This window comes from Kitasatospora sp. NPDC094028 (genome assembly GCF_049543595.1).
Taxonomy (GTDB): domain Bacteria; phylum Actinomycetota; class Actinomycetes; order Streptomycetales; family Streptomycetaceae; genus Kitasatospora.
The window spans coordinates 1-21,600 of record NZ_JBMVFA010000053.1 but is presented as its reverse complement, the minus strand read 5'-3'; the positions used below and the strand labels follow the sequence as shown (position 1 = coordinate 21,600).

At 75.8% G+C, this 21,600-nt stretch carries 19 protein-coding genes and 1 pseudogene; 6 read left to right on the top strand and 14 right to left on the bottom strand.

Annotation, left to right across the window (positions count from 1 at the left end; genetic code table 11):
- Positions 1–17 precede the first annotated feature (17 nt).
- From ACPC54_RS39870 to ACPC54_RS39845, 6 genes are all read right to left on the bottom strand, one after another.
- Entirely contained in the window at positions 18–3,629 is a 3,612-nt protein-coding gene (locus ACPC54_RS39870; protein ID WP_498972260.1) for an AHH domain-containing protein, read from the bottom strand.
- On the bottom strand, positions 3,626–5,371 hold the full coding sequence (locus tag ACPC54_RS39865) for a hypothetical protein (RefSeq protein ID WP_498972259.1): 1,746 nt from the start codon (positions 5,369–5,371) through the stop codon (positions 3,626–3,628). The genes ACPC54_RS39870 and ACPC54_RS39865 overlap by 4 nt, the downstream gene beginning before the upstream one ends.
- 15 nt (positions 5,372–5,386) lie before the next feature.
- Entirely contained in the window at positions 5,387–5,659 is a 273-nt protein-coding gene (locus ACPC54_RS39860; RefSeq protein ID WP_498972257.1) for a hypothetical protein, read from the bottom strand.
- Between the two features lie 19 nt (positions 5,660–5,678).
- On the bottom strand, positions 5,679–6,083 hold the full coding sequence (locus ACPC54_RS39855; protein WP_498972255.1) for a hypothetical protein: 405 nt from the start codon (positions 6,081–6,083) through the stop codon (positions 5,679–5,681).
- A 32-nt stretch (positions 6,084–6,115) separates the two neighbouring features.
- On the bottom strand, positions 6,116–7,435 hold the full coding sequence (locus ACPC54_RS39850) for a hypothetical protein (RefSeq protein WP_498972253.1): 1,320 nt from the start codon (positions 7,433–7,435) through the stop codon (positions 6,116–6,118).
- A 105-nt stretch (positions 7,436–7,540) separates the two neighbouring features.
- A complete protein-coding gene (locus tag ACPC54_RS39845) occupies positions 7,541–8,380 on the bottom strand; it encodes a hypothetical protein (protein WP_498972251.1) in 840 nt (279 codons plus the stop codon).
- A gap of 233 nt (positions 8,381–8,613) precedes the next feature.
- Here ACPC54_RS39845 and ACPC54_RS39840 point away from each other — a divergent pair, with 233 nt between their 5' ends.
- Both ACPC54_RS39840 and ACPC54_RS39835 read left to right on the top strand, forming a co-directional pair.
- On the top strand, positions 8,614–9,018 hold the full coding sequence (locus tag ACPC54_RS39840; RefSeq protein ID WP_498972249.1) for a hypothetical protein: 405 nt from the start codon (positions 8,614–8,616) through the stop codon (positions 9,016–9,018).
- Positions 9,019–9,168: 150 nt separating this feature from the next.
- Positions 9,169–10,224: an NAD-dependent epimerase/dehydratase family protein gene (locus ACPC54_RS39835; protein WP_498972247.1), complete on the top strand. Its 1,056-nt coding sequence runs from the start codon at positions 9,169–9,171 to the stop codon at positions 10,222–10,224.
- A 54-nt stretch (positions 10,225–10,278) separates the two neighbouring features.
- On the opposite strand, the gene ACPC54_RS39830 is transcribed toward ACPC54_RS39835, so the two are convergent.
- Together ACPC54_RS39830 and ACPC54_RS39825 are read right to left on the bottom strand one after the other, a co-directional pair.
- Positions 10,279–11,430: a sensor histidine kinase gene (locus ACPC54_RS39830; RefSeq protein ID WP_498972245.1), complete on the bottom strand. Its 1,152-nt coding sequence runs from the start codon at positions 11,428–11,430 to the stop codon at positions 10,279–10,281.
- Entirely contained in the window at positions 11,427–12,209 is a 783-nt protein-coding gene (locus ACPC54_RS39825; protein ID WP_498972243.1) for a response regulator transcription factor, read from the bottom strand. The genes ACPC54_RS39830 and ACPC54_RS39825 overlap by 4 nt, the downstream gene beginning before the upstream one ends.
- A gap of 152 nt (positions 12,210–12,361) precedes the next feature.
- On the opposite strand from ACPC54_RS39825, the pseudogene ACPC54_RS39820 reads away from it, so the two are divergent.
- From ACPC54_RS39820 to ACPC54_RS39810, 3 genes and pseudogenes are all read left to right on the top strand, one after another.
- Positions 12,362–13,081: pseudogene (locus ACPC54_RS39820) on the top strand (glycosyltransferase family 2 protein); the annotation flags it as partial.
- Positions 13,082–13,183: 102 nt separating this feature from the next.
- Complete coding sequence (locus tag ACPC54_RS39815) at positions 13,184–13,720, top strand: TIGR04282 family arsenosugar biosynthesis glycosyltransferase (RefSeq protein WP_498972296.1); 537 nt, start codon at positions 13,184–13,186, stop codon at positions 13,718–13,720.
- Positions 13,717–14,370 (top strand): class I SAM-dependent methyltransferase, encoded by a 654-nt coding sequence (locus tag ACPC54_RS39810; protein WP_498972241.1) that lies wholly within the window; start codon positions 13,717–13,719, stop codon positions 14,368–14,370. The genes ACPC54_RS39815 and ACPC54_RS39810 overlap by 4 nt, the downstream gene beginning before the upstream one ends.
- A gap of 51 nt (positions 14,371–14,421) precedes the next feature.
- On the opposite strand, the gene ACPC54_RS39805 is transcribed toward ACPC54_RS39810, so the two are convergent.
- From ACPC54_RS39805 to ACPC54_RS39780, 6 genes are all read right to left on the bottom strand, one after another.
- A complete protein-coding gene (locus ACPC54_RS39805) occupies positions 14,422–15,030 on the bottom strand; it encodes a cytochrome b/b6 domain-containing protein (protein WP_498972239.1) in 609 nt (202 codons plus the stop codon).
- Entirely contained in the window at positions 15,014–15,727 is a 714-nt protein-coding gene (locus ACPC54_RS39800) for a molybdopterin-dependent oxidoreductase (RefSeq protein ID WP_498972237.1), read from the bottom strand. Before ACPC54_RS39800 ends, ACPC54_RS39805 begins: the two co-directional genes overlap by 17 nt.
- 53 nt (positions 15,728–15,780) lie before the next feature.
- On the bottom strand, positions 15,781–17,148 hold the full coding sequence (locus ACPC54_RS39795) for a hypothetical protein (RefSeq protein WP_498972235.1): 1,368 nt from the start codon (positions 17,146–17,148) through the stop codon (positions 15,781–15,783).
- A complete protein-coding gene (locus tag ACPC54_RS39790) occupies positions 17,141–17,995 on the bottom strand; it encodes an S-methyl-5'-thioadenosine phosphorylase (RefSeq protein ID WP_498972233.1) in 855 nt (284 codons plus the stop codon). Before ACPC54_RS39790 ends, ACPC54_RS39795 begins: the two co-directional genes overlap by 8 nt.
- A 74-nt stretch (positions 17,996–18,069) precedes the next feature.
- The gene (locus ACPC54_RS39785) at positions 18,070–18,570 is read right to left on the bottom strand and encodes a hypothetical protein (RefSeq protein ID WP_498972231.1); all 501 of its coding nucleotides are present in this window, start codon (positions 18,568–18,570) and stop codon (positions 18,070–18,072) included.
- Positions 18,571–18,601: 31 nt separating this feature from the next.
- The gene (locus ACPC54_RS39780) at positions 18,602–19,939 is read right to left on the bottom strand and encodes a molybdopterin-dependent oxidoreductase (protein WP_498972229.1); all 1,338 of its coding nucleotides are present in this window, start codon (positions 19,937–19,939) and stop codon (positions 18,602–18,604) included.
- Between the two features lie 401 nt (positions 19,940–20,340).
- On the opposite strand from ACPC54_RS39780, the gene ACPC54_RS39775 reads away from it, so the two are divergent.
- Entirely contained in the window at positions 20,341–21,468 is a 1,128-nt protein-coding gene (locus ACPC54_RS39775) for an NADH:flavin oxidoreductase (protein ID WP_498972227.1), read from the top strand.
- The last annotated feature ends 132 nt before the right edge of the window (positions 21,469–21,600 follow it).

Genomic DNA, 21,600 nt, shown 5'->3' with positions numbered 1-21,600 from the left:
CCGGGCATCGTGTGGACCTACTTTCCGCGGGTCGGGTCGTCGGGGGCCCCGGGAGGCCGGTCGGGCGGCCCGGTGGGGGGTTTCGGCGCTGCGGGCGCGGGCGGACGCGCGGCTGCGGCCTTCCTCGCCGCCTCCTTCCGCTCCGCGGCCCAACGGCGCTCGGCCTCCTTGAGCGCCTTCCTGGCGGCCCGGCGGCGCGCGGCCTCCTTCGCCGCCTCCCCCGCCTCCTTCCGGGCCGCCCGGCGCGAGGCCTGGACCACCTCCTCGAAGTCCTCGTCCTTCAGCCACTCGACCTCGCCCCGGTGCCGCTGCAGCCAGTCCGCGAAGGACTCGCCCGGCTCGGCCCCGGCCAGGGCCTCGAACGAGCCGCGCCGCTTCAACTCATCCTTCAGCTCGGCCAGAACCCTGTGCACGTCGCCGTCGTGCTCGGCCTCCAGCAGGCGGCGGGTCAGCTCCCGGTGGTACGCGTCGGTGTGCACCGTCTGGTGCCGGGTGGCCGCCTCGGCGACGGTCTTCGGGTCCATCGAGGTGCGCGGCAGGTGGACGCCGTTCAACGGCGAGTTGCGGGGCTCGATGCCGTTGCGCTTCAGGATCTGCCGGGCGAGTTCGGCCCGCGGGTCGGCGTCCGCCACGATGTGGTGGGTGTCGTGGCCGGGCGGGCACGGTTCCCCCGCCTCGGCCATGGCGTCGGCCAGGTCGGCGGAGGCCCGGTCCCGTCCGGTCGGCTTGTGCGGCTTGTCGTACTCGGTCGGCGCCTCCGGCGGGGCCTCGCCCGGCTCGTGGTGCAGCGCCTTCTCGTCGTGCCCGGCCCGTTTCCCGGCCTCCTCCACGTCCGCGGCGACCTCGGCCTCGACGGAGGAGCCGCCGGCCCCCGCGGGGAGTTTGGACTCGAAGGCCTCCAGTTGCTCCAGCGCGGACTCCGGGTCCTTCTCGGCGAGCTTGCGCAGCCGGCGCACCTGGCGTTGCAGCGCGTCCCGGTTCGCGGCCTGGCGCTGGTAGCGGCGCCACAGCCGGTCGATCCGGGCCAGCACCTGCTCGCGGTCCGCGGGCGCGGCGCCGCGCCGCAGCAGCCCGGCCCAGGCCTCGGCGTCGCCGGCCGCCAGCCGGTCGAGGAGCCCGGCGAACTCGCCCAGCTTCTCCTCCTTGCGGGCGACGTCCTTCAGCCGCGCCAGCTCCGCCACCATCGCGTCGAAGGGCTCGGCCTTGCCCCCGGTGCGCTCGAACAGCAGGCGCAGCACCTCGTGGCCGACCTCGCGGACGGCGGCCATCCGCCGCGGCTCGGCGGCGAGCAGGGTGAGGAACTCCGCGCCCACCTCGGCCTCCGCGCCGATCCGCTGCAGCCCGATGTGCTCGACGACGGCGAGCAGCCGTCTGCCCTCGCCGGGGGCCAACTCCTTGGCCAGCTTGGTCAGTTCGGCCTGGCTGAACCCGTCCGGACCGGCGAGCCGGCGGAACACCACGCCCAGCTCCTCGCTGAAACCGCCCGACTTCGCGGCCAGCCGCTGCAGCGTCTCCACCTTGGTGAAGGACTCGCCGACCGCCGCGCCCAGCTCCGGGTGGGCGGTGAGCTCCGCAAGGGTGCTGCCCTCGGCCACTTCCACCCGCTCCAGCAGCTCGCCGAGGCGCACGGCGTCCGCTTCCGGCAGTTCGGACAGCAGCCGCACGACCTCCGCGTCGCTGCGCAGCTGTCGCAGCGCACCGCTCCCACCGCGCATCGCCTTGGCGACCCGGCTCAGCCCGACCGTGATCCGCTCCGCCTCGGCCGCGTCGGCGAGCTTGCCCAGCAGGCCGAGGAAGCGCAGCGCCGCCGACACCTTCTCGGTCAGGCCGACGGCGGTGGCCGCGGACTTGAGCTCCCCGAGGCCGACGAACCAGGAGGCGATCTCGATCACCACGGCCCACCTGATCTTCCGCAGCACCGTCTCGCCGAGCGAGGGGGTCGAGGTCTGCTGGGCGCCCTCCTGGAGCACCGCGACGCCCTTGAGGCCGACCAGCAGTGCGCCTCCGAGGTTCTTCAGCACGGCGGCGGCCTCGGCCCATGCGGGCGGATACCCGGCTGCGGCGAGCTCGAAGGTCACCTCCAGCCGGACCAGCTGGCCCAGCCCGGCGACCACGTCCAGCGGCCGGGTCAGCAGGAAGCCCAGGCCCTTCACCAGCCCGACCAGGAAGTCCCAGACGGCCAGCACGGCCTCCTCGATCTCGGCCAGCACCGACCAGCCGAGGTGCACCACCCCGCCGGCCACACTCGCGGCGATCGACTCGCGCACCTTCGGGCTCAGCCCGAACGCGTCCCGGACCAGGGTGAGGAAGGTGCCGAAGGTGAACGGATCGGTCGAGCCGAAGCGGCGCCCGACCCCGGTGAGCAGGGTCCACAGGTTCTCGCCGAGGTCCCCGTACAGCTGCTCGACCAGGTGGGCGGCGGCGAGCTTCTCCAGGACGGCGTGCAGCTGGGTGACGCTGTCGAGCGAGCACATCAGCTCGACGATCGCGAGCTCGTGCTGCTCGTGCGTCCAGGCCCTGATCAGGACCTCCAGGTAGCGCGTCCTGGTCTCCCAGTCGACCTGGGCGAACGCCACCCGGTCCAGCCGGGCCAGCCGGTCGGCGGCCTCCTGGAGGCGGTCCCCGTCCCCGGCGAGGGCCGGCCCGAGGAGCCGGTCGATGTCCGCGAAGACCAGGCGGCGGAACTCCTCCTTGGGCAGTTCGGGCGCCCTGGCCCGCAGCAGCCGGATCCGTTCCTCGACGTCCACGCCCTTGGGGATCAGGTGGTTGCGTTCCTTCGACATCACCGAGACGACCTGGTACCGGTGCCCGGCGTCGTCGACGACGTTCTTCAGCAGTTCGCCGCCCTCCAGCGTGACCACCTTCTCCTTGCCGCCCGCGGCGAAGCGGGCGGCGGCCTCGTGGAGCCGGCGGTCCTCGACCGTGGGGGTGGTGGCGACCACCCGGAACCCGCTGTCCGGCTCGCCGACCGGGCCGTACAGGACCGCGAAGGAGGTCGTCCCGAAGACCCCGAGGCCGAGGTCGACCGCCCGGACGATGTTGCTCGCCCGGACGTGGCGCCCGGCGCCGCCGAGGGTGACCGTGCCGCCGAGGAACAGCATCATCACGACCCGGCCGTCGACCGGGCTCGGGCCGTCGACCACCCGGTCCTCGCCGGCCGGCTGCTGGGCGGGGAGCGGGCCGGGGACGGGGGCGGGCTCGGGGGCGGGCTCTGGGGTGGCACCGGCTGCCGGGGGTTCCTCGGTGCCCTCGACGAGGTCGGCCGGCAGGGCCATCGCCAGCAGCAGGCCGCCGGTCGCGGACCGCCGGGCCGAGGGCTGCGGCACCGGGGGCTGCGGTACCGGGGGCTGCGGGACGACCTCGGTCGCCCCGGCCACCACGGGCAGCTCCGTCGTCCGCGCGGCCGCCTCCGCGGGCGTCGCCCACGGCTCGGCGCCCGGTGCCGTCGCCCGCCCCGCCGCGCCGTCGATCCGCAGTTCCGGCGGCCGCAGCCGCGCGAGCGCCGAGCCGACCGCGCGCAGCAGGACCTCCTCCAGCGCACGCCGGGTGTCCGGGTCCAGCGCGCCGTCGACGACCACCGCGTCCGGCGGGTGCAGCCGGAGCTGTCGGGTGTCCCCGGCGCCGCTCATGGCGTCTCCAACCCGATCAGCCGCAGCAGCAGTTCGTCCCGGCGGCGCTGGGCGGCCAGCTGCTGTTCCGGCGTGGCGGAGCTGGTGGCGACGAAGGCCTCCTCGGCCGCGATCCGCCGGAGCAACTCCTCCCGGGCCCGCTCCGGGGCGAGCGCCAGTTCGTCCCGGCGGCGCTGGGAGGCCAGCAGTTCCTCCGGCGTGGCGGAACTCGCGCCGAGCCGGGCCTCCTCGGCCGCGATGCGGCGGGCCAGTGCCTCCCGCAGGCGCTCGGGGGCGAGCGGGGCGAGTTCGACCGAGTAGGTGGTGCGGACGGACTCGCGCAGCGTCTGCAGCGTGTACCACTTTCCCTCCCAGACCCGCGAGCTCTCGCTGCGCTCGACCGGCTCCGGGCCGACCGACACCGAGGCCAGCTCGATCCGGCAGTCGATCAGCCGTTCCTCCCCGCCCGCGGCCCGGTAGACCGTGGTGACCAGACCGATGACGCCGTACAGCGGCCGGCCCGGCCGGCTCAGCTGCAGGTCCGCGACCTGGTCGGTGAGGGCGTCGAGCCGGGCCGTGATCTGCGGCCGCAGGGCCCGCAGCCGCAGTTCGGTCAACTGCTTCAGGGCGTCGGTGTCCGGGCCCTTCCGCTTCGCCAGGGCCGCGAGTGCGCCCAGGATCGTCAGCGCGCCGGCGGTGACGAGGGCCGCGCCGCCGAGGACGACGACCCCGCCCTGGACGATCCCGCGCCCGACGGTGCCCGCACCGGCCGCGAGCCCGCCGGCCCCGGTCGCGCCCTTCGCACCCACCGGCGCCGGCTGACGGGACTGCGGGCCCCCGACCTGCTGCCGCATCCGTTCGGTCTCCGCGTGCGAGCGCGGCCGCCCGGGCTTCTCCCCGCGCTCCTCGGCCTTCGCCACGTCCCGCTCGCGGGCGGCCCGGACCTCCGGACCGACCACGTCCTCGGCCTCCGCCCCCGGCGGCAGGTCGTGCACGCCGGAGCCGTACCCGCCGGCGTTGGTCACCTTCAGCCTGACCTTGAGTTCGGCGGGGATCGGCTTCCCCGCCCGGACGGCGTCCAGGCCGGCCTCCAGCCGGCGGACGACGTCGGCCTTCCCGGGGAAGTCCGGGACGGCGCGCACCAGCCGGACGGCCTGTTCCATGCCGGGCCGGAGGTTGCGGCCCAGGGCGGTGCCGCCGGGGAGGGTGCCCAGGGCGCCGCTGGCCTTGTTGTCGATCAGCCAGATCTCGCCGCTCACCGGGTTGAACGCGACCGAGTCGAAGCCGGGCGCGTTGTCCCGGTGGGCCCCGGGCCCGGACGGCGCGACCAGGAAGCGGAAGCCGCGCTCGCCGAGGGCGAAGGCGGCCGCGATCTCGCCGAGGACTCCCCCGGCGCGCGAGGCGGTGTAGCGCAGCGCGAGGTCGGTGGCCTCCGCCTGGATCCCGCGGATCTCCGACACGATCGTGCGCAGCGTCACCGGCCGCAGCGCCCCGCCCAGGTCGTACGAGGGCACCAGGTAGGTGCGGCCGCCCTCGCCGATCCGGGCCCGGTCCGCGGGCTCCGCCGGCGGCTCCCGCGGCGGTGCGGCCGGCCCGGCCGCGCCGGGCTGCTGGGCCGCCAGCCGCGCCACCTCGCGCCGGGCCTCGCCCACCCGCTCGGCGACCGCCGCCTCGACGGCCCGGCCGAGCTGTTCCAGGTCCGCCGCCGAGGGGGTCCCCTCGACGGACACCGTGATCGGGAAGTGGCAGGCGATCCGCAGCATGTCCCGGCCTCCGCGTCAGGTCAGCGCACCGTACAGCGCGCCGTAGACATCGGCCGGGATCGCGTCCGCGGTCGCTTCCGGGCCACTGCCCGCCACCACCACCTTGATCGGGAAGTAGCAGTGGACCTCGCCGCCGGTGCTCGCCGCCACCGCGGCCGCCGCGCCCGGCGGCACCACGATCCGCTCGCCCTCGTTCACGTACACCAGCCCGCCGCGGGCGACCGGCAGTGACTGGCCGGCCGGGTCCGCGCTCGGCTCGGGTTCCTCGTACGCCTGGCTGTCGGACATCTCGAATTCCGTTCCCTGCTCAGCCGTTGTCGGTCGGGACGGTGTCCAGGCTGATGCAGTTGAACGTGGTGGTGGGCACGCCGTCGATGACGATGGTGCTGGCGACGGACGTGATGTAGCAGTCGTTGAAGTCGATGCTCTTGAACGTCCAGTCGTTCCCGTGCGCTTCCTGGACGCCGACGGCGAAGCTGGTGTTCTTCAGCGCCAGGTCCGTGAGCGTCGCCACGGTCGTTCCGATCGCCTTGATCGCCATGGTGAACGTGAACACGTGCGGCTGGACGATGTGCGCCACGTTGTCGGCCTCCAGCGAGTGCAGGGGCTGCACCGGGACGTTGAAGGTCGGGTTGAAGGAGTCGATGGGCGTCAGTGCCTTCCCCTGCACCATCACCGTCAGCCGGGTGTCCCACTTCAGGGCGTCGGCCATGGTCTCTCACTTCCCTCTCAGCTCAGCCTCGTTCAACCGGTGAAGTCGAGGTTGATGGTCAGCCGGTGGATGGCGCCGGCGTAGACCACTTCGATCGTCATGTCGACCGTGCGGTCGGCGCGCGCCGTCGCGATCTCCTGCGTCTCGGCCGGGGACAGGCTCGCCGGGTCCCGGTCGAGCAGCACCAGGAGCGGGATGACCACGTTGAAGCCCTCGATCACGCCCTGCGAGACCAGCGGGGACAGCACGGACTGCACGATGGTCACGATCGAGCGCAGGCCCACCCGGGAGATCCGCAGGTTGCCGATGGCCTCGATCAGGGCCGCCTTGATCCGGAAGTTGACGTCGTCGATCGTGCGGACGATGTCGATGTACTTCTTGTCGTGGCTGGAGTCCGAGGTGTAGCCCTCCCCCAGGTAGAGCGCCTGGCCGGGCAGCAGCACCGGGCTGGTGATCCAGTTGACCAGTCCGGCGTCCAGGACGTCGATGTCCGGGTCGGAGAACAGCTCGGTCATCCTGATGTTGATCGGCTTGAGCAGCAGCGAGATGTGCGGCCGGTAGCCGGCGATCACCCCGGCCATGGCCGCCGCCACGTCGTCGTCCGACTTGTGGGCGACCAGCACCATCCGCTCGTTCTTGACCGGCGCCGCGTTCAGTTTCACCGCGTCGGCCACCGCCAGCGTGGGATCCAGCATGGCCACGCCGATGCGCTCCTTGCCGTCGCCGAGGCCCGGGTCCGACACGTGGGAGGCCAGCTGGCCGAGGGTGGCCGCGTTGCCGGAGTTGAGCGGGACGCCCGCGAGCAGCACGATCTGGACGTCGAGCTTGTCGACCTCGCCGAGCGCGGTCTCCCACTGCGCGGCGGTGGCGGCGTAGTCCACCTGGACGCCCCAGACCTTGGTCGGCGGCGGGGACTGGCCGAACGCCGTCCGGATCGCCCGCAGCAGGTCGCTGTCGTTGTCCTGCGTCACCGCCGTCCCCCCGGCGAAGCCGGCCTTCAGCGGTTTGTCGAGGGTGAGCGAGAAGGTGGCCGGGGGGCCGGCCGTCGACTGAACGCCCGTCACGGTGTGGACCTCCGAGCCCGGGTCGGTGCCGATCCGCACCTTGGTGTTCGGCTGCACGTTGACCGGCACCACCACGACGCTCGCGCCGCTGGTCGCCGCGGCCGCCAGGGTGGTCGTCCCGCCACCCTTGAGGGCGGTCACCGCCGCACCCGGCGAGGTGAACGGCTTGGGCGGCGAGGCCGCGGAGCCGAACTCGCCCCGGCCGACGACGGCGATGTCGCCGAACGCCCTGACGGCCGGTGCGAACAGCTCGCTGATGGGTGTGACATCGATGTACTTGACCGGCATCGACCGCTCCTTACCTGAGGTCTTCGCCAACCGCGCCGCGGTGTCAACTGCGCCGCGGTGCCGGCATGTTGCCGCGGTGTTGGTGGGTCCGTCCGGCCGCGCGGCTCACGGCACGGTCTCGAAGGCGGCCCCGAAGCCCGCGGCGTGCAGCAGGTCGGTCACCTGCTGCTGGGTCCCGGGGGCGCCGGGCAGTCCGAGCGCGGCGGCGGGGAAGACCGCCAGCCACGCACTGGCGGCGAGCAGGGCTCCGCCGTCGTACTCGTCGGGGCGCGGGCTGGAGTCGTCCAGGGCCTGCCGGCTCCGGGCGAGGCGGCGCAGCGCCCCTTCCAGGTCGAGATCGGGGAAGAAGAGCGCCGAGATCCGCAGCCGGAACTCCCGGCCGGCCGCACCCGGCGGCGGCGTCGCGTAGTGCAGGCGGTACAACCGGGGGAACTGGGCCTGGAGTTCGGCGAAGGTGGCGACGCCCGCCCGGTTCATCAGGTCCGGGAGGTCGAGGAAGGCGAAGCGGGCGACGAACTCGTCCCGGGTGAGCCCGGCGAGGTTCGCGGAGTCGAAGGAGGCGAGGGCGCCCTCGGTCAGCGCGACCTGGGACGTGACCACGGTGTCCAGGGCCATGTCGATCCAGAGTGGCGGCCCGACCGGCGGGATCTCCAGGACGGCCCGCGACTGCGCGGTGTCCGGCAGTAGTTTCTCCCAGCTCCCGCGGACCGTCGTCGGGGCGCCGAGCGGCACCTGGAAGTCGGTCCGCTCGACGGCGACCGCGTCCACGGACCGGATCTCGATCACGCCTGGTTCGTAGACCGTCGTCAGGAGGTTCCGCAGCAGCGTGCGGTCCGGCGGGGCCGGAGGGGTGGTTGGGGTGGTGGGGGCAGGAGGGGCCAGAAGGTCGTGCACCAGTTGAGGATTCAGGTACCGGATCATCAGCTGGTCAGAGAAGCCGCTCATCTTTCCCGCGTCTTCCCGTGAAATCCCACAGAGTCCCGCCGCAGCGCACCACTCACGGGCGCTCGGCGGCGCGGAGTCTCACAAGGGCATGCCGCAACCCCGAGCAGTGAGTGAGGGGGGTCGGCGGGGTCGGGCCGGGGCGCGGGACGCAGCCCTTGTGCGGTATCCGGAGGGCACAGACGGGCGACGCTCCGGATCAGATGCTTCGTTCACCCCCACACTACGCCGTTCGGATGAAAAGCAACACCGTCCCTACTCGTCGGCGCCCGGCTTCCGGCACACGGCCGCGCTGCCTCTACCGGCTCGGCGAGCACCACCGGGCGTCGAACGCCCTGCTGCGGGCGCTGCCCGACGCGGCCGAACCGGCCTCGGTGCTCTTCGACATCGGCCTCAACGCGCTGCGGGCCGGGGACGTCGCACGGGCGCGGGACGCCTACCGGAAGGGGCTCGCCGAGGTGGCGAGGATGCGGCCGATGTCGGCGCGCGCTCCGCTGTCCGTGGCCGTGACCGACCTGCGGAACGCCCGGCTCGGCCCGGCGGAGCCCGCCGAGTGCGACGAATACGTCGCCCTGGAGCGGCAGTTGGGCGCGGCGCTCGCCGAACGGCCGCTGCCGGACGGCCTGCTGGAGGTCCGCTGACACTCAGCAGGCCGGGCTGCCCGACACTCCGGGAGCACGGGCTTGCGCGGCGTCGGTCGCGGTCCTGCCGAAGAGTCCCGTCTTACCGAAGGGTGACACGACCACCGATCGGGGTGGTCGCGGCGGCGGCGACCGGTAGCGTCGCGGGGCATGAGGATTCTGGTCACCGGCGGTGCCGGGTTCATCGGTTCGGCGGTCGTCCGGGCGCTGGCGGCCGCGGGGCACGAGGTCCGTGTCCTGGACGCGCTGCTGCCCGCCGTGCACCCCGGCGGGGTGATGCCCGCGCTGCCGGACGGCGTGGCGGCGCGGCACGGTGACGTACGGGACGCGGCGGCGGTGGGGCGGGCCCTGGACGGCGTGGACGCGGTGTGCCACCAGGCGGCGATGGTGGGCCTGGGGCTCGACCTCGACGACGCGCCGGCCTACGCGGGCTGCAACGACCTCGGCACGGCGGTGCTGCTCGCCGCGATGGCGCGTTCGGGGGTGCGGCGCCTGGTGCTCGCCGGCTCGATGGTGGTCTACGGGGAGGGCCGGTACCACTGCCCGGCGCACGGGGACGTCGCGCCCGGCCCGCGGCACCCGGAGGCGCTGGACGCCGGCCGGTTCGAGCCGCCGTGCCCGCACTGCGGCACCGAGTTGAGCCCCGGGCTGGTGACGGAGGACGCGCCGGCCGACCCGCGCAACGTGTACGCGGCCACCAAGCTGGCCCAGGAGCACCTGGCCGCCGCCTGGGCCCGCGCCTGCGGCGGCCGCGTCCTGACGCTGCGCTACCACAACGTCTACGGGCCGGGCATGCCGCGCGACACCCCGTACGCCGGGGTCGCCTCGCTGTTCCGCTCGGCCCTGGCCAGGGGCGAGGCGCCCCGGGTGTTCGAGGACGGCGGGCAGCGCCGGGACTTCGTCCACGTCCGGGACGTCGCCGACGCCAACCTCGCCGCCCTCGCGGCGGTCGGCGAGCGGCCCCCGGGCAGCGCCCGGGCGTACAACGTGGGCAGCGGCGAGATCCGGACGGTCGGCGCGATGGCCGGGGCGCTGGCCGCCGCCCACGGCGGGCCCGCGCCGGTGGTGACCGGCGAGTACCGGCTCGGCGACGTCCGGCACGTCACGGCGGACTCGGCACGGCTGCGCGCCGAGCTCGGCTGGCGGCCGCGGGTGTCCTTCGCGGACGGCGTGGTGGAGTTCGCGGCCGCACCGCAGCGCGCCTGAGCCCGTCCGGCCCCCGGGCCTCGGGCCTCGGGCGTCAACTCCGGGCGGCGGGCCTCAACTCCGGGCGGCGGGCAGGACGATCTCGAAACAGCAGCCACCGGCGACGTTGCGCACCCGGGCGCGGCCGGCGTGGGCCTCGACGATGCCGCGGACGATGGCCAGCCCGAGCCCGGCACCGCCGCCACCACCCCGCTCCGGGGCGTCGCCCGGATCGGCCGGGCGCGGGGTCCGGGCGGTGCTGCCGCGCCAGCCCGTCTCGAACACCCGGGGCAGGTCCTGCTCCGGGATGCCGCCGCAGCAGTCGGTGACCGAGAGCACCACCTCGTCCGCCTCCCGCCGGGCGGAGACCGCCACCACGCCGTCCTCGGGGGTCGACCGGATCGCGTTGACCAGGAGGTTGCCGAGCACCCGGGTGATCTCGCCGCTGTCCACCTCGACGGGTTCGGCGGCCACCAGCCGCCCCTCCAGCCGGACTCCGCGCTGCCGGGCCAGCGGGTGGGCCCCGGCGAGCGCGTCGTCGACGAGGTCGTAGACGGACACCCGCGACAGCGACAGGGCGAGCGCCCCGGCCTGGATCCGGGAGAGCTCGAACAGGTCGTCCACCATCCCGGTGAGCCGCTCGACCTCGGTGCGCATCCGCCGCAGGTAGTCCTGCGGGTGCTCGGCCACGCCGTCCTCCAGCGCCTCCGCCATCGCGCGCAGCCCCGCGAGCGGGGTCCGCAGGTCGTGCGAGATCCAGGCGATCAGTTCCCGGCGGGAGCCGTCCAGGGCCTGCGCCCGGGCCCGGGACTCGGCCAACCGGGCGCTGGTGGCGGCGAGTTCGGCGCCGAGCTGGGCCAGCTCCAGACCGTGCGGGGGCTCCGGCGCGCTGAACCCGGCGTCGCTGCCCACCGTCCGGGCCGCCGCGGTCAACGCCCTGCTGCCGGCCACGACCTGGCGCCCCAGCAGCGCGGCGGTCGCCAGCGAGACGACCGAGGCCACCCCCAGCACCGTGATCACCACCCCGAGGTCGTGCCGGGAGAGGAACATCGCCTGGGCGACGGCGAGGGTGCCGGAGGTGACCGCGAGCACGGTGACGGCGGCGACGCAGAACAGCGAGAGCGCGAGCGAGCGCCGGCGCAGCAGCCGGACGGCCGCCCAGCCGAGCAGGCCCGCCCCGCCGGCGCCCAGCGCGGCGAACAGGGCGATCAGCAGCAGGTCCTTCACGCGCCCGCCTCCGCCACCGGGTCGTAGCGGTAGCCGACGCCCCACACGGTGGTGATCAGCGCCGGCGCGGCCGGGTCGTCCTCGACCTTCTCGCGCAGCCGGCGGACGTGGACGGTCACGGTGGACAGGTCGCCGAAGTCCCAGCCCCACACCCGCTCCATCAGCTGCTGCCGGGAGAACACCGTCCGCGGATGCCGCAGCAGGAACGCCAGGAGGTCGAACTCCCGTACGGTCAACAGCAGTTCGCGCCCACCGCGGTGGACCCGGCGGGCCTGCGGGTCGAGCGCGAGGTCGCCGGAGAGCACCGGCCCGGCGGCCGGGCGGGCGGGGGCGGCCGCGCGGGAGCGGCGCAGCACCGACTGGACCCGCAGGACGAGCTCCCGGGGGCTGAACGGCTTGGTGACGTAGTCGTCCGCGCCCAGCTCCAGGCCGAGGATGCGGTCGTTCTCGTCGCCCTTGGCGGTGAGCAGGACGACCGGCAGGTCGGCGCCGTCCGCGGTGGCGCGCAGCCGGCGCAGGATCTCCAGGCCGTCCAGCCCGGGGAGCATGAGGTCCAGGACCACCAGGTCCGGGCGGTGGGCGCGGGCCAGGGCGAGCCCCCGCGGGCCGTCCGCGGCGTGGTCGACCAGGTGGCCGGCCCGGGTGAGGTAGCCGGTGACGACCTCGGCCACGGTGGGATCGTCGTCGATCACCAGGACGCGGCCGGCGCACGGCGCCGCGGCGGGGGCGGGCGCGTCGGCGGGGGCGGGCGCGCCGGCGGGGGCGGGACTCTCGTTCACCTCGCCGAGGATACGGCCGGGCCGCCACGGCGGGAGGCGCGCCGTGGCCCGCGTTCGCGTTCCGTAAGATCCCCCGAACGGGCGCGGCCGGCGCGGCCGTAGCACTTCCGTAAGGGCGCGGTTCGGCCCCGGCGCCACCGGCCGCGGTTAGCGTGACCGCCGTGACTCCTCCTCTCCCCCCTCCGCGGGCCGTCGACGTCGTCCTGCCCTGCCTCGACGAGGCCGCCGCGCTGCCCTGGGTGCTCGCGCGGATCCCGGACGGCTGGCGGGCGATCGTCGTGGACAACGGCTCCCGGGACGGCTCCGCCGAGCTCGCCCGCTCCCTCGGCGCGACCGTGGTCGAGGAGCCCCGGCGCGGCTTCGGCGCCGCCTGCCACGCCGGGCTGCGCGCCGCCACCGCCGAGCTGGTCTGCTTCCTGGACTGCGACGGCTCGCTCGACCCCGCCCAACTCCCCCGGGTCACCGGCCCGGTGCTGGCCGGCACCGCCGACCTGGTGCTCGGCCGGCGCCGGCCGGCCACCGCCGGCGCCTGGCCGCCGCACGCCCGCCTCGCCAACGCGCTGCTCGCCCGCCGGCTGCGGGCCCGCACCGGCGCGCCGCTGCACGACCTCGGCCCGATGCGGGCCGCCCGCCGGGAACGGCTGCTGGCCCTGGGCCTCGGCGACCGGCGCTCCGGTTACCCGTTGGAGATGGTGCTCGCGGCCTCCGCCGCCGGGCTGCGGATCGCCGAGACCCCGGTGGACTACCTGCCGCGCGCGGGCCGGTCCAAGGTCACCGGCACCCTGCGCGGCACCCGCCAGGCCGTCCGGGACATGCGGGCGGTGCTGGCGGCGCCGCCGGCCACCCTGCTGGTGATCGCCAAGGCGCCCGTCCCCGGCCGGGTGAAGACCCGGCTCACCCCGCCCTGCACCCCGGACCAGGCGGCGGCCCTCGCCGGGGCCGCACTCGCCGACACCCTGTACGCCCTGACCGCGATGCCCGCCGGGCGGCGCCTGCTGGTCCTGGACGGCGATCCCGGGCCCTGGCTGCCGCCGGGCTGGGAGGTCGTCCCGCAGTGCGGCGGCGGCCTGGACCGGCGCCTGGCCGCCGCCTTCGCCCACGCCGCCCGGCTGGCCCCGCGGGCCCCCGCACTGCTGGTCGGCATGGACACCCCGCAGCTGGCGGCGGCCGAACTGGCCGAACCGCTGTCCGCCGCCCGGCGCCCGGGCGTGGACGCCTGGTACGGCCCGGCGGCCGACGGCGGGTTCTGGGCGCTCGGCCTGGCCCGGCCCACCGCGGAGCTGGCCGCCCGCCTGCTGCACGGCGTGCCGATGTCCACCCCGGGGACGGGCGCCGCGCTGCTGCGCCGGCTGGCCGGGGCCGGGCTGACCGTCCACCGGCTGCCCGTCCTGACGGACGTGGACACCATCGAGGACGCCCGCCGGGTGGCCGCCGAGGCCCCGGGCAGCCGCTTCGCCGCGCGGCTGCGCGACCTCGACACCGCCGACTCCGCACCGGAGGTGGCGAGTTGACGGTCGCCGCACCCTGGGTGGACGACCCCTTCGCCGAGGCCGTGCGGACCGGCCGCGGCCCGCTCTGGCTGCTTTGCGAGGACGGTCGGCGGCTGCGCCTGGACATCGAACGCTGGTGCGCGCCGGCGGCCGGCGCCGACCACAGCCTGCTGCTGCGCTGCACCCGGCTGACCGCGCCCGTCCTCGACCTCGGCTGCGGCCCCGGCCGGCTGGTGACCGCGCTGCTCGCCCTCGGCGTGCCCGTCCTCGGGGTGGACGTGACCGGGGCGGCCGTCGCCCGCACGGTGGGCCTCGGCGGCCCGGCGCTGTGCCGATCCGTGTTCGACCGCCTGCCCGCCGAGGGCCGCTGGGGCGCCGCGCTGCTCGCCGACGGCAACCTCGGGATCGGCGGCGACCCGGCCGCACTGCTCGGCCGCGGCGCCGAACTCATCGCCCCGGACGGGCGGTTGCTGGTGGAGGTGGAGCCGCGGGAGGTCGACGAGCGCGCCCTCGTCCGGGTGGAGGGGCCGGACGGCCGGCTCGGCCCGGCCTTCCCCTGGGCCCGGCTCGGCACCGCCGCCACCCTGCGGCGGGCCCGCGCCGCGGGCCTGGTCGAGGCGGAGCGCTGGACCTCCCACGGCCGGTGCTTCCTCGCCCTGCGCAAGGGCTGAGCCGGCCGGGGGGCCCGCGGGCCCCCCGGCCGGCCCGGCCGTCGCGCGGTCCTACTCCGGGTCCGCGGCCCGCCAGTGCGGGTGCTCGCGCTCGGCCCAGCGCCGCTCGACCAGCCCGGTCCGCATGCCGAGCCGCGCCTCGCGGTCCCGCCAGGCCATCCGGACGTGCCCGGCGACCACGACGGCGATGGCGAAGGCCAGCCAGTCGTGCACGAAGGTCGCACCGGTGCGCCAGGACGCCGGGGCGAGGTGGGTGAGCCACATCAGCAGGCCGGTGCCGACGATCACCAGGATCGCGCCGAGCGTCCACTGCGCGTACAGCTTCTGCCCGGCGTTGAACTTGCCGGCCGGCCGGTGCGCGGCCCGGGTGCGGGCGGCCCGCAGCCACTGCCGGTCCACCGGGGTGAACCGGCTCAGCCGGACGAAGTCCGCCCGCAGGGCGCGGGAGGCGAGGCCGAGCAGCAGCGGCACCGGCAGCGCCAGGCCGCACCACACGTGCACGGTGACCACCAGCGGCCGGTTGCCGACCAGTTCGGCGAGCGGCGCGACGTACAGGCAGGCGGCCGTGGCCAGGCACACGCCCGTCAGCACGGCGGTCGCGCGGTGCACCCAGCGCTCGGCGCGGGTGAAGCGCAGGACGAGGTCAGCTCGTCGGCGCATCGGACCTCCCGTTCGACCGGCCGACCCAGGCGTCGACGTCGTAGCCGTTGCGCTCCCAGTAGCCCGGCTCGACCGCGCCGGTGACGGTGATGCCGGAGAGCCACTTCGCGGACTTGTAGAAGTACATCGGCGCGACGTACAGCCGCACCGGCCCGCCGTGGCTGTGCGAGATCGGGTCGTCCCGCATCCGCAGCGCGACCAGCACGTCGTCGCGCCGGGCCTGCTCCAGGGTCAGGCTCTCGGTGTAGGCGCCGTCGAAGCAGCTGAAGCGGACGGCCGTCGCCCCGGGCCGCACCCCGGCGGTGTCCAGGAGGTGGGCCAGCGGCACGCCCTCGAACGGGGTGTCCGGCACCCGCCAGCCGGTGACGCACTGGACGTCCTTGACCAGCCGCCGCTGCGGCATCGCCCGCAGGTCGGCGAGCCGGTGGGTGCCGGGGCGCTCCACCAGGCCGTCGACGGTGAGGGTGTAGTCGGCCTCGGTCCGCTCGGGGACGGAGGTCACCACCGAGTAGTAGCGGAAGCCGTTGTTGCCCGGCAGCAGCCCGGACAGGCCGATCGGGTCCCGTTCCGCGAGCGCCGACTCGGCCCGCTGCAGGTACGGTCCGGCGGCCACGCCGGCGGCCCCGAGGCCGAGCAGGCCGAGCACGACCCGGCGCCCGACCGGGGTGCCCCGGCTCTCGTCGTCTGTTCTGTCCACCCGCCGATTCGAGCAGGTCGGGGCGGGGGACGGCCAGGGCCGGGGGCGTTCCGTCAGACTTTCGTCATCTCCGGCCGGGCCGCGCGCCCGGGCCGGGCCGGTGCGGCGCCCAGCAGCCGGCGCAGCGCCGGGACGACGAGCACGCAGGCGAGCGCGGCCCCGTAGGCGGCGCGCTGGGCGTCCTCGCCGCCCACCAGGTAGAGCACCTGGCCGGCGGCGGGCACCGCCAGCCACTCCCACCGGCCGTCCAGCGCGACCAGGACCACCACCAGCAGGCCGTACCAGGGGTAGCTCGGCGCGACGAGCAGCAGCGCGGTGCCGGTGACCAGGAGCGAGCCCTGCCACGGCCGGCGGGGGTCGCCGCGGCGCAGCACCCACAGCGCCACCGCGGCGAGCAGCAGGGCGGCGGCCCACGGGGTCCACGCGTCGGGGAGCACCGCCCTGAGCAGGCCGAAGCGTTCGAGGTGCCCCTGCTCGTAGCCCTCCTCCTTGAGGTAGCCGGGCAGGTAGCCGAGGACTCCGGGGCCGGAGAGCGCGACGTACGGCAGGTAGGCGGCCGCGAAGGTCCCGAGGGCCGCCGCGGGCAGGAGCAGGTCGCGCCGCGTCGGCCGCCGGGCGAGCAGGCCGGACAGCGCTCCGGGCAGGGCGAGGGCCGGGAGCAGTTTGGTGGCGACGGCCGCGCCGAGCAGGGCGCCGCCGGTTCCGGGGCGTGCGGCCGCGCGGGCCAGCCCGGCCGCCATCAGGAGCGCGCCGAGGGTGTCGACGTGCGCGTCGTTGACCGCCCACACCGTGAGGCCCGGGCACCAGCCCCAGAGCGCGGCCCGCCGCCCGCTCCCCGCGGCGAGCAGGACGCCGGTGGTGGCGACGGCCACCAGCGCGCCGGCGGCCTGCACGCCGCGCACGCCGCCGCCGAAGGGGTGCACGGCGAGGAACCAGGCCTCGGCGACCGGCGGGTAGACGGTATGCACGGCGGGCCGGTTGATCCGGGTGCAGTCGCCCGCCGCCGTCCGCCGCTCGTCCCAGGCCGCGCAGCCGTCGCCGGCCGGGAACAGGCCCGGGTCGCGCAGCCGGGCCAGCGCCGGGTCGTCCGGGGTGTGCGCGTACGGGGAGGTGCCGGCCGCCTGGACCCGGCCGTCCCACACGTACCGGTAGGCGTCGTCGCTGGTGCGCGGCGGCGCCAGCAGCCCCACCGCGGCGACCAGGACGCTGCCGGCCAGCACCAGCGGCGCCACCCGGCGCCCGTCCACCCCGCGCAGCAGGAGCAGGGCGAGCGCGAAGAGGGCGGCGTCGAGGGTGTACCAGCCGTACAGCGGCGCCCGGTCGGCGAGCGTCCCGCCGCCGGTCACGGTCAGCGCGAGGGCCGTGACCAGGGCGGCGAGGGCGAGGCCGCACGGCAGGAGGCCCCGGGGCCGGTCAGTCACCGGGGACGCCGGGCAGGCCGGTGGCGAGGCCGTCCAGCGCGTGCGAGCAGGGGCACTCCCGGTCGGCGGGCAGGGCCTCCAGGGCCTTGAACAGCACGGTGCGCAGCCGGTCGACGTTGCGGGCGAAGACCTCCAGCACCTCGGCGTGGGTGACGCCCTCGCCCGACTCCACCCCGGCGTCGAGGTCGGTGACCAGCGCCAACGAGGTGTAGCAGAGGCCGAGTTCGCGGGCGAGGACGGCCTCGGGGTGGCCGGTCATGCCGACCACCGACCAGCCGTTGGCGGTGAACCAGCGGGACTCGGCGCGGGTGGAGAAGCGCGGGCCCTCGATCACCACCAGCGTGCCGCCGTCCACCGGCTCCCAGGCCGCCGCGCGTGCGGCGTCGAGCGCGGCCCGCCGCCCGGTGGGGCAGTACGGGTCGGCCATCGACACGTGCACGACCTCGGGGCGGGAGCCGTCCGGCAGCGGCTGCCCGTCGTAGTAGGTCTGCACCCGGCCGGAGGTGCGGTCGACGAACTGGTCCGGCACCAGCAGCGTCCCGGGCCCGTACTCGGGGCGCAGCCCGCCGACCGCGCACGGGCCGAACACCTGCCGCACGCCCAGCGAGTGCAGCGCCCAGAGGTTGGCCCGGTAGTCGATCCGGTGCGGCGGCAGGCCGTGGCCGCGCCCGTGCCGGGGCAGGAAGGCGATCCGGCGCCCGGCGACCTCGCCGAGGAACAGCGCGTCGCTGGGCGGGCCGTACGGGGTGTCGACCCGCACCTCGGTCACCTCGTCCAGCAGCGCGTAGAGCCCCGAGCCGCCGATCACGCCGAGCTCGGCCCGCGCGGTTTCGTGACGCGTCGTCATCTGTACCACCTCTCCTGGAAGGAACGCCTCGGCCACTGTAGGAGCCCCCCGGGCCGTACCCCACCGGCCCGGCCTTACGATTCGCGGACATGGCCGGATCGCGGCGCCGGCCCCGACCGGCGGGCCCGGCGCAGCCGGAGCGCGAGGGCGAGTGCGGACGCGCCGAACAGGGCCCCGGTGACGGCGAGCCAGCGACCCAGGTAGACGCCCTCCGACAGGCCGGTGGCGCCCGGGTACGGCTCCGAGAGGTTCAGGACGAGCGGGAACCAGACGAGCAGCAGCAGGCCGGACAGGAACGACGGCACCCGCAGGTGGTTGATCCAGGCGACGGCCGGCGCCGGCCCGGGGCGACGGCTCAGCACGGAGCGGGCCGAGAGGTCGGCGAGCGAGTACAGCGGGAGCAGGATCAGGTCGTGGGCGACGGCCGCGCCGACGAACCAGAGCGCCACCGCGAGGGGCCGTTCGGCCACCAGGCGCTGGACGGCGAAGCCGGTGAGGGCGAGGGAGGCGAGGAGCGCGAGCAGGTGCAGCGGCCCGGCGCCGTACCAGCGGGTGAAGGGGGTGCGCGGGTTCATCGTGCCGTCCTGGTCGTCGCGGTTCGTGGGGTCAGGCCCGGAAGGTCAGCCGGTGGACCCACTTCGTGTTGTTCACACCGGGGTTGGCCGGGACGATGACGCGCGCGGGGTAGCCGTGGTCGAGCGAGAGGTCGACGCCGTTGACGTGCAGGGCGAGCAGCGAGCGCGGGTCGCGGACCTGGTTGCCGCGCAGCACCACGGAGGCGTACGGGCCGGGCGGCTGGACCGACTCCACGAGTACGCTCGCCGCCTCCGGGAGCCCGGCCAGGGCGGCGAGGTCGGCGAGCCGCAGCCCGCTCCAGTGCTGGTCCCCGGTGGACCAGCCCTCCACGCAGGCGATCGGCAGCCGGGCCGAGTGCCGGGCCATCGCCAGCAGTTGCTCCCGGGTGTACGTCAGCACCGGCCCGGCGCCGTGCAGTTCGAGCCGCCAGGCCGGGCCCGTCATCGCCGCCGTGACGCCGACCGCGGCGGCCGTCTTGTTGACCTGGAAGCCGTTGGGCCCCTCCGCCGGCGCCCGGTTGTGCGGTGCCAGCAGTGCGGTGGCGCGCAGGCGGCCGCCGATGCTCTGCCCGGCGGTGACCACGAACAGGGCCAGCGAGCCGGCGCCCACCAGGGCGAGCGCGCCGCGCCGGGCGATCGTCGGCGGGGCGGGTGCGACGGCCACCAGCCCGTCCGCGTCCGGCGGTTCGGGCCGGGTGCCGGCGAGGCCGGTGCGCAGCTCGCCCAGCAGGGAGCGCGACCGGAGCGCGCGGACCATCCGGCCGAACCGCAGCGCGACGTGGACGGCGAACGCGGCGATGAACACCCACGCCCCGTAGAAGTGCAGGGTGTAGAAGGAGCCCGGGAAGACGTAGTGGAGCTGGATGTTGAGGATCCCGGTGGCGAACTCGAAGACGGCGCCGCCGACCAGCATCAGCAGCGACAGCCGTTCCAGGGCGTGGGCCGCGCTGCGCGCCGGCGGCCACTCGAACAGCTTCGGGATCACCGACCACAGCTTGGCCAGCACGACCGGGACGAGGACGACGCCGAGCGTCACGTGCACGCCCTGGTCGAGCCGGTAGAGCCAGGCCGGGCGGGTGGGCCAGTCGAAGAGGTAGAAGCCCAGCCAGCCCTTGTCCGGCGTCTGGTCGTTCAGCGGGCCGAGGTCGGGGTTGTAGGCGGCGTACGAGAGCGCGCCGGTCACGAACAGGACCGGGATCCCGGCCAGCAGCACCAGCCCGAACACCGAGGTCAGCCACGGCCCGCGGATCGGACTGCGCCAGAACCCGGGCCGGAACGGTCCGGGCGGCGCGGGCGCCCGCCGGAGCCGGTCCGCGACCGCCGACAGCCGGGCACCGGCCGCCGCACGGGCCCGGGCGAGGCGCTCCACTGCGTCCGCGGCCCGCCGGGGCCGGGGCCGGTTCCGAGGCGATCCACCACCGCGCCCACCCATGACCACCGACCGCCTCCCGGGAACTCGCAGCACGCCCCCGGCCGGGGCCGAGCCGCGCAGCCGGGGAAGCGCCGACCGGCCGGCGCCCGCCGGACAGCCAACCACCGGCGGCCGGGCGGCCCCGCCGGAGCCACACCGGGCGGGCACCGGTACCACCCGCACGAGTGACGGCACCGCGCAGCCGCTGTTGGCCCCCTGACCAGCCGCCGACCGGCCCGGGGTGACGGGGATCACAGCGGGTTTCGCGCGGACGTCGAAATGCGACGGCCGCCGGAACGGTTGGCACGGGCAACCGTTTCCGCCCCGGCGCACACCACCGTCACCCGCAAGGATTGCCCATGAGCGTCACCGAGTCCCCCGTCTCCCGCGCGGCCGAGCTCCTGTCCCGGCCCGTCACGGTCAACGGGCTGACCGTGCCCAACCGCATCGTGATGGCGCCGATGACGCGCAGGTTCTCCCCGGGCGGCGTGCCCGGCGAGGACGTGCGCTCGTACTACGCCCGCCGCGCCGCCTCGGGCGTCGGCCTGATCGTCACCGAGGGGACGTACGTCGGCCACGAGTCCGCCGGGCAGGCCGACGACATCCCGCGCTTCCACGGCGAGGAGCAGCTGGCCGGGTGGGCCCGGGTCGCCGAGGACGTGCACGCGGCGGGCGGCACCATCGTGCCGCAGCTGTGGCACATCGGCATGGTCCGCAAGCAGGGCGACCCGCCGTTCGCCGACGCCCCCGCGGTCGGCCCGTCCGGCATCCGGCTGGACGGCACCGAAGGCACCGGCCGGGCGATGACCCGGAGCGACCTGGACGCCGTGATCGGCGCGTTCGCCGAGGCGGCCGCGGCGGCCGAGCGGATCGGCTTCGACGGCGTCGAGCTGCACGGTGCCCACGGCTACCTGCTCGACCAGTTCCTCTGGGCGGGCACCAACCGCCGCACCGACGCCTACGGCGGCGACCCGGTCGCCCGGACGAAGTTCACCGCCGAGCTGGTCGCCGCGGTACGCGCGGCCGTCTCCCCCGAGTTCCCGGTGATCTTCCGCTACTCGCAGTGGAAGTCGGAGAACTACGACGCCCGCCTCGCCGAGACCCCGCAGGAGCTGGAGGCGATCCTCGCCCCGCTCGCCGAGGCCGGCGTCGACGCCTTCCACGCCTCGACCCGCCGCTACTGGGTCCCCGAGTTCGACGGCTCCGACCTCAACCTGGCCGGCTGGACCAGGAAGCTCACCGGCCGCCCCGCCATCACCGTCGGCTCGGTCGGCCTCGACGGCGACTTCGTCCGCGCCTTCGCGGGCGAGGGCGCCCCGGTCGGGGCCATCGACAACCTGCTCGACCGGCTGGAGCGCGAGGAGTTCGACCTGGTCGCGGTCGGCCGCGCCCTGCTCCAGGACCCGCAGTGGGCCGAGAAGGTCCTCGCCGGCCGGTTCGCCGACCTGCACCCGTACGACGCCGCCGCGGTCCGCACCCTGAGCTGACCACCCCACGCCGTGGGGCCCCCCCCCCCGCGGGGGGGGGGCCCGCGGGGGCAATGAGGTTCATTTCCCCCAGGAGGTAGGGGGGGGGCAGGTGTGGGGGGTGGGGCGCTCTAGGGGGGGAGGGCGGCAACA

Excerpts from the sequence above, each read along its gene's own strand:
- ACPC54_RS39870 (WP_498972260.1), bottom strand. The coding sequence starts at position 3,629 with ATGAGCGGCGCCGGGGACACCCGACAGCTCCGGCTGCACCCGCCGGAC.
- ACPC54_RS39865 (WP_498972259.1), bottom strand. The coding sequence starts at position 5,371 with ATGCTGCGGATCGCCTGCCACTTCCCGATCACGGTGTCCGTCGAGGGG.
- ACPC54_RS39860 (WP_498972257.1), bottom strand. The coding sequence starts at position 5,659 with ATGTCCGACAGCCAGGCGTACGAGGAACCCGAGCCGAGCGCGGACCCG.
- ACPC54_RS39855 (WP_498972255.1), bottom strand. The coding sequence starts at position 6,083 with ATGGCCGACGCCCTGAAGTGGGACACCCGGCTGACGGTGATGGTGCAG.
- ACPC54_RS39850 (WP_498972253.1), bottom strand. The coding sequence starts at position 7,435 with ATGCCGGTCAAGTACATCGATGTCACACCCATCAGCGAGCTGTTCGCA.
- ACPC54_RS39845 (WP_498972251.1), bottom strand. The coding sequence starts at position 8,380 with ATGAGCGGCTTCTCTGACCAGCTGATGATCCGGTACCTGAATCCTCAA.
- ACPC54_RS39840 (WP_498972249.1), top strand. The coding sequence starts at position 8,614 with ATGAAAAGCAACACCGTCCCTACTCGTCGGCGCCCGGCTTCCGGCACA.
- ACPC54_RS39835 (WP_498972247.1), top strand. The coding sequence starts at position 9,169 with ATGAGGATTCTGGTCACCGGCGGTGCCGGGTTCATCGGTTCGGCGGTC.
- ACPC54_RS39815 (WP_498972296.1), top strand. The coding sequence starts at position 13,184 with ATGCCCGCCGGGCGGCGCCTGCTGGTCCTGGACGGCGATCCCGGGCCC.
- ACPC54_RS39805 (WP_498972239.1), bottom strand. The coding sequence starts at position 15,030 with ATGCGCCGACGAGCTGACCTCGTCCTGCGCTTCACCCGCGCCGAGCGC.
- ACPC54_RS39790 (WP_498972233.1), bottom strand. The coding sequence starts at position 17,995 with ATGACGACGCGTCACGAAACCGCGCGGGCCGAGCTCGGCGTGATCGGC.
- ACPC54_RS39785 (WP_498972231.1), bottom strand. The coding sequence starts at position 18,570 with ATGAACCCGCGCACCCCCTTCACCCGCTGGTACGGCGCCGGGCCGCTG.
- ACPC54_RS39775 (WP_498972227.1), top strand. The coding sequence starts at position 20,341 with ATGAGCGTCACCGAGTCCCCCGTCTCCCGCGCGGCCGAGCTCCTGTCC.